This is a genomic window from Paenibacillus donghaensis (genome assembly GCF_002192415.1).
GTDB classification, from domain to species: domain Bacteria; phylum Bacillota; class Bacilli; order Paenibacillales; family Paenibacillaceae; genus Paenibacillus_AQ; species Paenibacillus_AQ donghaensis.
On sequence record NZ_CP021780.1, the window covers coordinates 7,102,212 to 7,114,453 of the forward strand.

At 53.5% G+C, this 12,242-nt stretch carries 12 protein-coding genes; all 12 read left to right on the plus strand.

Annotated elements, in window-relative coordinates; genetic code table 11:
• Positions 1-94 precede the first annotated feature (94 nt).
• The 12 genes from pth to B9T62_RS32265 all read left to right on the plus strand — a co-directional run bounded on the left by pth (position 95) and on the right by B9T62_RS32265 (position 12,150).
• Positions 95-655: an aminoacyl-tRNA hydrolase gene (gene pth, locus B9T62_RS32210; RefSeq protein WP_087918998.1), complete on the plus strand. Its 561-nt coding sequence runs from the start codon at positions 95-97 to the stop codon at positions 653-655.
• An 85-nt stretch (positions 656-740) separates the two neighbouring features.
• Entirely contained in the window at positions 741-971 is a 231-nt protein-coding gene (locus B9T62_RS32215; protein WP_087918999.1) for an anti-sigma-F factor Fin family protein, read from the plus strand.
• Positions 972-1,102: 131 nt separating this feature from the next.
• Positions 1,103-4,627 carry a transcription-repair coupling factor gene (mfd, locus tag B9T62_RS32220; protein ID WP_087920504.1) on the plus strand — a complete coding sequence of 1,175 codons (3,525 nt, stop codon included), beginning with the start codon at positions 1,103-1,105 and terminating at the stop codon, positions 4,625-4,627.
• Positions 4,614-5,711, plus strand: a complete 1,098-nt coding sequence (locus B9T62_RS32225) for a peptidylprolyl isomerase (RefSeq protein ID WP_087919000.1) — start codon at positions 4,614-4,616, stop codon at positions 5,709-5,711. The genes mfd and B9T62_RS32225 overlap by 14 nt, the downstream gene beginning before the upstream one ends.
• 192 nt (positions 5,712-5,903) lie before the next feature.
• A complete protein-coding gene (gene spoVT, locus B9T62_RS32230) occupies positions 5,904-6,446 on the plus strand; it encodes a stage V sporulation protein T (protein ID WP_087919001.1) in 543 nt (180 codons plus the stop codon).
• Between the two features lie 155 nt (positions 6,447-6,601).
• Positions 6,602-8,257, plus strand: coding sequence for a putative polysaccharide biosynthesis protein (locus B9T62_RS32235; protein WP_087919002.1), 1,656 nt, complete (start codon positions 6,602-6,604; stop codon positions 8,255-8,257).
• Between the two features lie 81 nt (positions 8,258-8,338).
• The gene (gene yabN, locus B9T62_RS32240) at positions 8,339-9,844 is read left to right on the plus strand and encodes a bifunctional methyltransferase/pyrophosphohydrolase YabN (RefSeq protein ID WP_087919003.1); all 1,506 of its coding nucleotides are present in this window, start codon (positions 8,339-8,341) and stop codon (positions 9,842-9,844) included.
• A gap of 391 nt (positions 9,845-10,235) precedes the next feature.
• Positions 10,236-10,508: an HU family DNA-binding protein gene (locus B9T62_RS32245; RefSeq protein ID WP_087919004.1), complete on the plus strand. Its 273-nt coding sequence runs from the start codon at positions 10,236-10,238 to the stop codon at positions 10,506-10,508.
• Positions 10,508-10,786, plus strand: a complete 279-nt coding sequence (locus tag B9T62_RS32250) for an RNA-binding S4 domain-containing protein (RefSeq protein WP_087919005.1) — start codon at positions 10,508-10,510, stop codon at positions 10,784-10,786. Before B9T62_RS32245 ends, B9T62_RS32250 begins: the two co-directional genes overlap by 1 nt.
• 166 nt (positions 10,787-10,952) lie before the next feature.
• Complete coding sequence (gene yabP, locus B9T62_RS32255; RefSeq protein WP_087919006.1) at positions 10,953-11,237, plus strand: sporulation protein YabP; 285 nt, start codon at positions 10,953-10,955, stop codon at positions 11,235-11,237.
• Positions 11,234-11,797, plus strand: a complete 564-nt coding sequence (gene yabQ, locus B9T62_RS32260; protein ID WP_087919007.1) for a spore cortex biosynthesis protein YabQ — start codon at positions 11,234-11,236, stop codon at positions 11,795-11,797. Before yabP ends, yabQ begins: the two co-directional genes overlap by 4 nt.
• 23 nt (positions 11,798-11,820) lie before the next feature.
• Positions 11,821-12,150, plus strand: a complete 330-nt coding sequence (locus tag B9T62_RS32265; protein ID WP_087919008.1) for an FtsB family cell division protein — start codon at positions 11,821-11,823, stop codon at positions 12,148-12,150.
• Positions 12,151-12,242: the final 92 nt, after the last annotated feature.

Genomic DNA, 12,242 nt, shown 5'->3' on the forward strand with positions numbered 1-12,242 from the left:
TGTGGCAAGTCTATCAAGAATGTAATGGATAGAGTCTATTGTATCAAAAACAGGTTGCTTTTGCCGAAAGAGCCGCCCGAAAGGAAAATTGTACATGAAATGGATTGTCGGACTCGGAAACCCCGGGACTCAATATGCCAAGACCAGACACAACGTCGGCTTCATGGCCCTGGACGAGCTGGCTTCCCGGCACGGGATTTCCTTCAACCAGAATAAATGCAAAGCGATTATCGGAGAGGGTGTCATCGGTGGAGTAAAGACGGTATTAATTAAGCCGATGACCTTCATGAATCTTTCCGGAGAGTCGGTCCGTGCCTATATGGACTATTATAAAGTTGCTCTTGAGGATATGATTGTCGTATATGATGATCTGGATACCGAGATGGGCAAAATTCGTCTGCGTTACCAAGGAAGCGCCGGCGGGCATAATGGAATCAAATCCATTATTCAGCATGCCGGCACCCAAAGCTTCAATCGGGTAAGGATGGGGATTTCACGCCCTGAGCCGGGTTCCCCGATAGTTGATTATGTGCTCACCTCTTTCTCTAAGAAAGAAAGCGACAGGCTGAAGGACATGATTGATCATACCTGTGATGCATTGGAATTCAGCCTGCAGCATTCGTTCGAACAGACTATGGCCAAGTTCAACGGCTGATCCATTCTCTGCTGTGCCAGTCAAGGCTAAGGACAGCAGATGCAGGGCATACTGAAGGTATATACTACCTTCAGGAGGCATATAGATGGCAATAAACTATGTATGCAGGCATTGCCGGACGTTTCTGGGAAGCATCGGCCACAGTGATATGGCGGAAATGCGGCTTGGATTGCAGTCCTTGACCCCTGCGGAGCGCAGAGATATAATAGCGTATGATTCAGAAGGCGAGATTACGGTAAAGGTTACTTGCGGCTATTGCAAGGAAGCCTTGGAGCACAATCCCGAGCTCAGTCTGCTGGCCAGTCCGCTTCAGTAAGGTGGAAGCGCCTGTCTCTATCGTCATCCGCAAGCCTTGGCGTCACTGCTGAGGCTTGTTTTTCGATTCCCATCATAACGGGGTTGCCGGCAATGCCGGCTTCCAGCCGTTCAGTAAGAGAGGTGCACCTGTTGTTACATGGTCTTATAGAAGCTTTCTCCAAGGATCCCGATTTCCAATCTGTTACCCAAGGGATCACTGCCGGAATGAAGGAACAGCTCATATCGGGTCTGTCCGGATCTGCCAGACAGATTATGCTGGCGGCATTGTATAAAGAAACTGAACGTCCATTGCTGGTTGTGACCCATAATATGTTCTCGGCCCAAAAAATGGCCGACGATCTACAGGAAGCGCTTTCTTCGGATCAGGTATTGCTATATCCGGCCAATGAGCTGGTGGCTGCCGAAGCTGCCGTGTCCAGTCCCGAGACGCTGGCCCAGCGGATAGATGTCCTCACCCGGTGTGCCCAGGGCTTCCGCGGCATTGTTGTCGTTCCCTATTCCGGAGTGCGGCGTCTGCTTCCCTCGCCTCATGTCATGGCTCAGGCCCAACTGACGGTTCTGCAGGACGGAACACTTGAGCTTGATCAATTCCTAATGTCCATGGTGGAAATGGGATATGAACGTGTGGAGCGGGTAGAGAACCGCGGAGAGCTAAGCGTGAGGGGCGGGATTGTTGATTTCTATCCGATGACCTCTCCGCTAGCTTACCGGGTGGAACTGTTCGATGATGAAGTGGATTCGATCCGCACTTTTGATCCGGTGGACCAGCGTTCCATTGACAAGGTTCGCAGTGTGAAGATTACTCCGGCCAAGGAGATTATCGCGGATCAGCACCGCCAGAGGGCGGCTTCGTCAGAGGCTTCAGCCCTCCTGGAGCAACAGTTAGAGAAGATGACCGACCGCCAGGCCAAGATCCGGCTGCGTGAAGAGATCGGCCGCGAGCTGGAGATGCTGCGCGAAGGAACTTATTTTCCTGAGGTCTATAAATATATCAGTCTCTTATATCCGGAACGAACTCATTTGTATGATTATATGCCAGAGGACACGCTGCTCATTCTGGATGAGCCGGCCAGACTGCTGGAAACGTCCAAGCAGCTGGAGCGGGATGAAGCGGAATGGAATCTGCATCTGCTGCAGAACGGCAAGAACCTGCCTGAGCTGCTGCTCTCGGTCGAAGCTGAGGTAGTCATGTACCAGCGTCCGTTCCAGACGCTGTTCATGTCGATCTTCCTTCGACAGGTTCCGCATGTGCAGCCCCAGAATATTCTCGGTTTCATCAGCCGTGGTATGCAGGATTTCCATGGCCAGATGAATGTGCTGAAATCGGAAATGGAACGCTGGCAGAAGTCCGGTGTGCAGGTTATGATGCTTGCCAGCGGTGAGGAACGGATGGAGCGGATCCGCCGGGTGCTGTATGACTACGACATTCCTGAGCCGACCATTGTCCAGGGGAATCTGGGCTCGGGCTTCGAGCTGCCCTCTATCCAGCTGGCGGTCATTACCGAAGGCGAATTGTTCTCCCAGAAGCAGCGCAAGGCACGCAAGCTATCCAAGGGAATTGACAACGCGGAACGGATCAAGAGCTATACAGAGCTGAAGATAGGCGATTATGTCGTTCACCAGAATCACGGGATCGGCAAGTATATGGGCATAGGCACGCTGGAGGTTAGCGGGATTCACCGTGACTATATGCATATTCTCTATGCTGGAGGCGACAAGCTGTCTGTTCCTATTGAGCAGATTGACCTGATTCAGAAATATGTCGGTTCGGAAGACAAGGAGCCGAAGGTATACAAGCTTGGCGGCAACGAATGGACCCGGGTGACAAGCAAGGTCCGCACTTCGGTGCAGGATATTGCAGATGACCTGATCAAGCTATATGCAGAGCGCCAGAGTGCCCAGGGATACGGCTTCGAGAAGGACACTCAGGAACAACACGAATTCGAAGAGATGTTCCCGTATGAGGAGACCCGCGATCAGCTGCGGGCAATTGAGGAAATCAAGAAGGATATGGAGCAGAACCGGCCGATGGACCGTCTGCTGTGCGGTGACGTGGGTTACGGCAAAACCGAGGTGGCCATCCGGGCAGCATTCAAATCGGCGATTGAAGGCAAGCAGGTAGCTGTGCTTGTGCCAACAACGATTCTGGCTCAGCAGCACTATGAGACCTTCCGCGAGCGTTTCGCCAATCATCCGCTGAACATTCAGGTGCTCAGCCGGTTCCGCAGCCGCAAGGAACAGAACGAGACAATCAAAGCCGTTCGTCAGGGAACCGTTGATGTCGTGATCGGTACTCATCGCCTGTTGTCCCAGGATCTGATCTTCAAGGATCTGGGCTTGCTCATTGTCGATGAGGAACAGCGATTCGGCGTTACCCACAAGGAAAAGCTGAAGAAGCTTAAGACCAATGTCGATGTGCTCACGCTGACAGCGACGCCAATTCCGCGTACGCTGCATATGTCCATGCTGGGCGTGCGCGATCTGTCAGTTATCGAGACGCCGCCGGAGAACCGTTTCCCGGTGCAGACCTATGTTGTGGAGCACAGCCAGACCCTTACCCGTGAAGCCGTTGAGCGTGAGCTGGCCCGCGGGGGCCAGGTGTATTACCTGTATAACCGCGTCCAGGGCATTCAGGAAATGGCTGCCCAAATCTCGATGCTTGTTCCGGATGCCCGGGTCGGCATTGGACACGGACAGATGTCTGAATCCGAGCTGGAAAAGACCATTCTCGACTTCCTTGACGGTGAATACGACGTGCTTGTCAGTACAAGCATCATTGAGACAGGTGTAGATATTCCCAATGTAAATACGCTGATCGTACACGATGCCGACAAGATGGGTCTATCCCAGCTGTATCAGCTGCGCGGGCGTGTAGGCCGTTCCAACCGGATTGCTTACGCCTATTTCACTTATCAGCGTGATAAGGTGCTGACAGAGGTGGCCGAGAAGCGGCTGCAGTCGATCAAGGAATTCACCGAGCTTGGCTCCGGGTTCAAGATAGCCATGCGCGATTTGTCGATCCGCGGCGCAGGAAATCTGCTTGGCGCCGAGCAGCATGGCTTCATCGCCTCGGTCGGCTTCGATCTCTATTCACAGATGCTGGCTGAGGAGATCCGCAAGCGTAAGGTAACCGTATTGGGCGAAGAGGATACTTCACTCAAGGAGGGCAACACGGTCATTGATCTGTCGATTGATGCCTACCTGCCATCGGAATATATCTATGACAGCATCCAGAAGATCGAGATTTATAAAAAGGTAGCTGCTGTTGCTGCATTTGAGGATGCCACAGAGCTTGAGGATGAGCTGCTGGACCGCTTCGGTGAGCTTCCCGAGGCTGTAATCAACCTGCTGTCTGTGGCCCGCCTGAAGGTCTACGGCAAGCTGTATGGCCTGGATTCCATGGTCAGACGCGGTGACGATGTAGCCTTGAACTTCCACGAAGGAGCTGTCCAATCGCTGGACACCGCCAAGCTGGCCAAGGTTGGCAATCGTTTTGAAAGACGTGTACAATTTGAGAAGGATGCCAAAGCGGTCATCCGGGTCAGAACCAAGGATCTGGGCGATAAAGAGCTGCTGGAGCTGCTGGAGCAGTTCCTGGAAGCGGCCAAAGAATGTTTGAAACCGAAAGGAGAACTACACAATGTCGTTAAATAAAACCAAGTCATGGAAGGTGCTGCTGGTTTCACTGGCTGCCGCCGTTTCTTTCTCCATGCTTGCTGCATGCAGTGATAACAACGCCAGCAACGCTGAAGATACAAGCACTGCTGTTGCCACTTATACAGGAGGGACCATCACCGAGAAGGAATTCGACACCGATCAACGTGTGATGAAGTTCCTCTCTCCTGATCAGTCCCTATATTTGGAAATTGATGCTAACAAAGAGAAGATTCTGGAGCAAGAGATTGCTTTTGAATATCTGGCCGGCAAGGCTAGCGATGAATCCAAGAAGGAAGCTGAGCAAAAGGTCGAGATTCAATTGAACAAGATGAAGTCGGGTCTTGGGGATACCTACGAGAGTACACTGAAGGAGCAAGGGATTACGGAAGAAGACCTGCAGAGCTATATGGTGCGGATTCTGACTGTATATCAGGACAAGTTTCTCCAGGTGACCGATGATCAGGTTACTGCTGAATTTGAAGCGACCAAAGGCGATTTCACCGCAGTTAGTCTGCATCGTTTGCTGATTGGCCTGCAGGATTCCGCAGGCAAGGAACGCAGCCAGGCAGACGCGCTGAAGCTGGCCAGTGAAGCCAAGGCAGCACTGGATGGCGGCAGTGATTTTGCTGAAACGGTCAAGAAATACAGTGACGATACCGCGACCAAAGACAGCGGTGGAGAATACAAGGACAGAACGATCGGATATTTTGTAGAGGAACCTTTCAAAAAAGCCGCTCAGACACTCGAGTTGGGCAAGGTCAGTGATCCGGTGCTCACATCCGGCGGATACCATCTGATCAAGGTGGACTCGCGCACAGAGAAGACCTTCGACCAGCTGACCGAAGAGCAGAAGGATGAGATTAAGGGTTCGCTCGCTTCCAAGGGCCTGGAGACCTTCATGGAGAAGGAACTGCCGGGCATCATTGAGAAAATTGATCTGCCTAAAAGTTCCCCCGCTGCCAGCTCAGCTCCAAGTGCAGAAGCCAGTGCCGCTCCAAGCGCATCACCGGGCGCAGAAGCCACAGCCGCACCAGGCGCTGCAGCGGCAACAGAAGCTCCTGCGGCAACAACTGCTCCATAACTTACTCTACAGCACCATTGGACAAGCTGCTCTCCCCATATCGGGGGGAGCGGCTTTTTTCTTTTATGTATAAGGAATTGGGAAGAGAAGAATACTATGGTCAGATATCAAAACAAATCACTGGGATTATCCTTTCCCATATGAACAGTAGTTGTTACACCATACTTCTTAAGAAAGCGGGGCACATGTGAAATGAAAGCTACTGGAATTGTACGCCGTATCGATGATCTCGGACGGGTGGTTATCCCTAAGGAAATAAGACGCACTTTGCGTATTCGGGAAGGTGATCCGCTGGAGATTTTTGTGGACCGTGATGGTGAAGTCATTCTGAAGAAATATTCGCCAATCGGTGAGCTGGGTGACTTCGCCAAGGAATACGCAGAGTCTCTATATGAGAACACAGGTCATATTACCATGATTGCTGACCGTGATACCTTTATTGCCTTGGCTGGAGGCTCCAAGAAGGATTATCTGGAGAAACAAGTGGGGATATTGCTGGAGAAAGTCATGGATAGCCGTAAAACGGTACTGGAAAATAACGGAGGAAGCTATGAAATCGGTAAAGACCATCCGGAGCCAGTGTCCTCATATGTAGTCGCACCTATTATATCCGGGGGGGATCCTATCGGTTGTGTAGTGATGCTAAACAAGGATGATTCGGTAAAGATGTCACAGATGGAAGTCAAAATGACTGAAACTGCCGCCGCTTTTTTGGGCAAACAGATGGAGCAATAACCGAAAGAGCCCTGATCCCGCTTTTTCCCTCGGACTTATATTCGAAGGAGGCGGGATTTTTGTTGTTTCACAGTGTTAAAGCGGCTGCAAGGGAGGCATACATACGTTATAATATAGAAATTCCATCCATCATAGCAGTAGAAGCAGGTAAATGAATGAAACCCGAATCTCAAGCATCCAAGCTGCTGCAAGGCGCCTTTATACTCAGCGCTGCAGCAATTCTGTCCAAGCTTATTGGTACTATCCAGAAAATTCCGCTGCAAAATCTCGGCGGTGATGCCGTATTCGGCATTTACAATACGGTCAACCCGCTCTATACCCTGCTGGTTACGCTGGCCATGCTTGGTCTGCCTTCCGCTGTTTCGCGCTTTGTGGCCGAAGCCTCGGCCGGAGGACAGGAAGCGGAAGGGCGGCGGGTGCTGCTCTTATCCTCGGCCATTACCGGTGCCAGCGGACTGCTGCTGGGACTCCTGACTTATGCAGGGGCTCCGGTTATTGCCGGCTGGGTGGGCAACTCGCATATTACCGAGGCCTTGCGAACCAGCGCCTGGGGGCTGGCTGTCGTGCCGCTGATGGCTGCGCTGCGCGGCTACTTCCAGGGCAGGCACAATATGCTGCCGACAGCGGTATCGCAGATCGTGGAGCAGTCGGTGCGTGTTATCGTTATGATTGGGCTGCTCCTGCTGCTGACCTCGCGCGGAGCGGGCGCAGAGAGCATAGCCGCCGGCGCGATGCTGGGCTCGGCGGGGGGCGGAGCAGCGGGACTGCTGGTGATGCTGCTGTACTGGAGACATCACCGGGCCGCTGCTACGGCTCTGAGGCCCGGCGCTGTAGATGCCGTCGCTACTGAAGCGGAAGCATCCTTCGGTACCCGTACCGGCAGAATCAGCATAGGCAACCTGCTTGCCTATGGCATTCCCGTCATGCTGGGAGCACTGGCCGTGCCACTGATCGGGCTGGTCGATGTATTTACGGTGCCCCGCGTGCTGGCCGCCGGCGGCAGTGAAGCGGGCGCCATGGTACAGTTCGGGATCTACAACCGCGGCTTGCCGCTCGTACAGCTGGTCACGATGATCGCCACCTCGTTGTCGGTGGTGTTTATTCCCGCGCTGGCGGAAGCCAAATACAAGGGTGACCTGAAGCTGATCGAGCTGCGCTGCAGCCTGTCGCTGCGCTGGTTCTGGCTGCTGGGCCTCGCAGCCTCCGTAGGTCTGGCGGTGCTCGCCGTGCCGGTCAACGTGGCGCTGTACGGCGATGCCGCCGGCAGCACCACTCTGGCCTGGCTCGCCTTCACCGCTGTCGGCGGCACGCTGAGCATTATCTCGGCCGCGCTGCTGCAAGGTCTCGGGATCGTGCGCGCGCCGGCGCTGCACCTGCTGGCCGCCGCGCTGCTCAAGGCGGCCCTTAACCTGCTGCTGGTCCCGCAGCAGGGCATTACCGGCGCGGCCATCGCCAGCGTGGCCGCGCATCTGCTCGCAGCAGCGCTGAACGTGCTGCTGCTCTACCGCCAGGGCCATCTGCGGCTGCGCTTCGCAGATGCCCTGGTCCGGCCCGCGCTGCTGCTAGCGGGCCTCGCCGTGGCTGCGGCCGCCGCCAGCTGGGCGGGCGGCGCTGCTCTACAAGCGGCCGGCTTCGGCGGCGGCCGCATGGCCAGTCTCGCGCAGAGCCTGCTGGGCGTCTGCGCGGGTGGCGTGGTCTTCGCCGTCGGGGCCGTGGCCCTGCGGCTGCTCAGTGAGAGCGAGCTGCGCCAGCTTCCGGGCTTCGGCCCGTCCCTGGCGGACAAGCTGAAGAAGCTGCGTCTGCTGCGTTAGACGGTGGGCGCCGATTACCATGAATCAAGAAGCCTGGCCGGTCCAACCGGCGACAGGCTCATATAGAAAAGAGGAAGAAGCATGAGCGCAACATTAACCGTAGTCGGACTCGGCTCCGGCAATCCGGACCGTCTGACACTGGGGATCGTCAAGAAGCTGCAGACGGCATCCGCCGTCTATGTGCGGACCAAGGAGCATCCCGTCATGTCCGCCCTGACCGAGCTTGGCATCGAATCACAGTCCTTCGACGGGCTGTATGAGAGTTTATCCTCGTTCCCCGAGGTATACGAAGCGATTGCCGATAAGCTGATGAAGGAAGCAGCAGCGGCTGCAGACGGTACAGAGCTGGTATACGCCGTTCCCGGCCACCCCATGGTAGCTGAGTCGGCGGTATCCATGCTGCGCCAGCGCTGCCCGGGCGAAGGGATTGAGCTGCAGATTCTGGGCGGCGAGAGTTTCCTGGATGAAGCCTTTGTCCGGCTTGGCTTTGATCCGATTGAGGGCTTTCAGCTGTTGGATGCCTCCGGCATTTCATTCTCGCAGCTGCAGCCGCAGTTGCACACGCTGATCGGGCAGGTCTATGACAGCTTCACGGCCTCGGAGACGAAGTTGTGCCTGATGGAGCTGTATCCGCCTGATTATGAAGTGGTGGTCGGCCATGCGCTTGGTGTTGAAGGCGAGGAGGACATCGTGAAGGTGCCGCTCTATGAGCTGGACCGCCTGGAAGGGTACGGCAACCTGTCGCTGGTATATGTGCCGGCGAACCGCTCAGCCGAGCTGCAGAAGCGCACCTTCGCCCGGCTGCACGAGATTGTTGATATCCTGCGCAGCCCTGAGGGCTGCCCCTGGGACCGTGAGCAGACCCATGACTCGCTGCGCAAGAATCTGATTGAAGAGACCTATGAGGTGCTGGAAACGATCGATGAGGATGACCCGGATCATATGAAGGAGGAACTTGGCGATCTGTTGCTGCAGATTATGCTGCACGCCCAGATGGAAGAGGAACTGGGAACCTTCAGTGTCTATGATGTGATAGAAGGCCTGAATGACAAGCTGATCTTCCGCCATCCCCATGTGTTTGGCGATCAGCAGGCTGGAGATGCCGAGGAGGCGCTGCAGAGCTGGGAGAGCATGAAGGCTGAGGAGAAGCGGCGTCTGGGTGTGAAGCCGGAGGAGCTGTCTGCCCTGAGCGGCGTGCCCCGCGATCTGCCGGCGCTGATGAAGGCCTACAAGCTGCAGAAGAAGGCCGCCAAGGTTGGGTTTGACTGGGACAAGGTAGAGGATGTACTAGCCAAAATCCGTGAGGAAGTGGATGAGCTGCAGGAGGCGATTGAGAGCGGGGCCCCTGCGGAGGAGCAGCTGCTGGAGCTGGGCGATCTGTTGTTTGCCGCCACCAATGCGGCGCGGTTTATCGGAGCTGATCCCGAAGAGGCGCTGACCCGCACCAACCGCAAGTTCGTGGACCGCTTCCGGTTCATTGAGCAGAGTCTGCGTGATCAGGGGCGTACGGTGGAGAACAGCAGCCTTGAAGAGATGGAAGCTCTATGGCAGGAAGCTAAGCTGCAGGAGCGCGCCGCTAAGCCCTGAACTCTTCTTCTGGAAAAGTATAGGCGGTCCCAGTTGCGGCAATGCTGGTAAAGACAAGGCAGCCGCTGATTAAAGAAGCTTAACTTGGTTTATATTGTTATAGTGCAATGTCGGATAAATGCCTGCTTTTACGCGAAACAGCCTGTCTTTTTTCAAGTAGAAACGGTTGCGCCGTCCTTTTATAAGGACGGGACGTTTCAGCGAGAAATAGAAGGACGCTTTATAAGCGTAGAATATATAAATCCTTATATTTTTAAAAAATGACGGAGAGTGGCAGGATTTAGGCACCGCATCAAGAATATCATAAAGACGAAATGAAGATTGTGGCCTGTTACTTGGCGGTAACTCTCGTTTCATTTATTTTTTCGTATCCTAGGAGGAACTTTAAATTATGAACAAGACAGATCTGGTAAACAACATCTCCGAGAAAAACGGATTGGCCAAAAAAGATGTAGAAGCAGTATTGAACGGTTTCCTTGGTGAAATCACCGAAGCTCTGGCAAAGGGAGACAAGGTACAGCTGATCGGCTTCGGAACCTTCGAAACCCGCAAGCGCTCCGGACGCACAGGCCGCAACCCGCAGACTGGCGACGCCATTGAGATTGCTGAATCGACAGTACCTGCATTCAAGGCAGGCAACAAGCTCAAAGAAGCCGTCAACTAATGCGTCTCGACAAATTTCTGAAGGTGTCGCGTTTGATCAAGCGCCGGACTGTAGCCAAGGATGTATCGGAGCAGGGGCGGGTATTGATCAACGGACGGGAATCCAAGCCAAGCAGCGGCGTCAAGATCGGCGATGAAATTACGGTGCAGTTTGGCCAGAAGCTGATTACGGTAAAAGTGGAGAAGCTGCTTGAAACCACCCGCAAGGATGAAGCTGCCGGGATGTATACCTTGGTGCGGGAAGAAGCCGTTGCCAAGAAAAACGACCTGGACTGGTAATCTGACTGAAGGCATACTATGTATAAAAGAAGAAGGCGCAACTTTGCTATAGTGAAGTGCGCCTTTTTCTGTGCAGTCAGCTGGCTGTGTTTATTTTCAATTCAGGGCTTGTTCTATAATGTGTGCTCCTGCCATAGATTAGAGATAAGAAGGAGGGGTACATGCTATGATCGAGCCGGTAAAAGGATTGAAGCAGCATGATGTGCACATGCGCAGCCGCAAGCAGCTGGAGCTGACGGGCGTACAGAATGTGGAGAGCTTTGACAGTGAGGAATTTCTGCTTAGTACGGAGCTTGGCCATCTCACCATTCGCGGGAATCATTTACATATCAAAAACCTAAGTCTGGAGAATGGGCTGCTGTCTCTGGAAGGCAACGTCCATTCCCTGATTTATCTTGATCCCGGAGCGCAGGGCAAAAATAAGGGATTTCTGAACAAGCTGTTTAAATGAATCCCGCAGTCCAGTGGATTACCCTGCTCTATATGATACTGGCAGGGACAGCAATGGGAGTGGCCTATGACAGCTACCGGGTGCTGTCGCTCAAGCTGAGCTTCCCCAAATGGCTGAATGCCTTGTTGGATTTGCTGTATTGGCTATGGGCAGCATTGCTTGTGTTTCGTATGCTTTATGCTGGAAATCAGGGAGAATTGAGATTTTATGTCTTTCTCGGCCTCTTTCTAGGTGTATGGATCTATTTTTTGCTCTTCAGTGTTACGATACGGCGTTTTGTGGTAATGTTAATTCAATCAGTACAGTATGCCTGCAGGCTGGTGTGGAGACTTCTGGTAGCCATAATAGGTGTGCCGCTGTTGTGGCTGTGGCGCCTTGTAAGAGGCTTGCTGCTGCTGCTTGGGCGCATTCTGATATTTATACTGAAGCTTCTACTGCGTCTATCCAAGCCAATCTGGGTATTACCTGTAAGGTGGATCTCTCCGCAATGGTTGCGGCTGGCTCACAGCGCCTGGATCGTGAGATGCTCTGAATGGATTAAGAAACGATGGAAACGCTGACCTTAAACTGGAGGTACGGTAGCATGAGCAGATTCTCTGCGGAAGAAAAGAACAACAAAAAGGCTTCAGCCGCAGGCGCAAAAAGAAGAAGACTCATTTGGATTTTTTTCGTAACAGTATTCTTTGGCTGGGCCGGGTACACCTTCTTCGCCCAGAGTGCCGCCATCGCTGAGAAGAGCGTACAGCTGGAGAAGAAGCAGGAAAGCCAAAGCAATGTTACGGCTGCCCTGAATCAAATGAAATATGAAGTGTCACGGCTGAATGATGATGAGTATATCGGCCAATTGGCACGGAAATGGTACAATATCTACCCTGAAGGGGAAACTGCGATTAGAACCGAGCAATCTGAGTAATAAAGCTTGCCAAAACAGGCATTAGCTCTGTTGCCTTGCCTTGCTCTTTACTGTATAATCAAATCACCGCAGACAGGATGACCTTAATATTC

Bases quoted from the DNA above. Each gene is read 5' to 3' on its own strand.
- pth (WP_087918998.1), top strand. From the start codon at position 95: ATGAAATGGATTGTCGGACTCGGAAACCCCGGGACTCAATATGCCAAG.
- spoVT (WP_087919001.1), top strand. From the start codon at position 5,904: ATGAAAGCTACTGGAATTGTACGCCGTATCGATGATCTCGGACGGGTG.
- yabN (WP_087919003.1), top strand. From the start codon at position 8,339: ATGAGCGCAACATTAACCGTAGTCGGACTCGGCTCCGGCAATCCGGAC.
- B9T62_RS32225 (WP_087919000.1), top strand. From the start codon at position 4,614: ATGTCGTTAAATAAAACCAAGTCATGGAAGGTGCTGCTGGTTTCACTG.
- B9T62_RS32245 (WP_087919004.1), top strand. From the start codon at position 10,236: ATGAACAAGACAGATCTGGTAAACAACATCTCCGAGAAAAACGGATTG.
- B9T62_RS32215 (WP_087918999.1), top strand. From the start codon at position 741: ATGGCAATAAACTATGTATGCAGGCATTGCCGGACGTTTCTGGGAAGC.
- B9T62_RS32250 (WP_087919005.1), top strand. From the start codon at position 10,508: ATGCGTCTCGACAAATTTCTGAAGGTGTCGCGTTTGATCAAGCGCCGG.
- B9T62_RS32265 (WP_087919008.1), top strand. From the start codon at position 11,821: ATGAGCAGATTCTCTGCGGAAGAAAAGAACAACAAAAAGGCTTCAGCC.
- yabP (WP_087919006.1), top strand. From the start codon at position 10,953: ATGATCGAGCCGGTAAAAGGATTGAAGCAGCATGATGTGCACATGCGC.
- yabQ (WP_087919007.1), top strand. From the start codon at position 11,234: ATGAATCCCGCAGTCCAGTGGATTACCCTGCTCTATATGATACTGGCA.
- B9T62_RS32235 (WP_087919002.1), top strand. From the start codon at position 6,602: ATGAAACCCGAATCTCAAGCATCCAAGCTGCTGCAAGGCGCCTTTATA.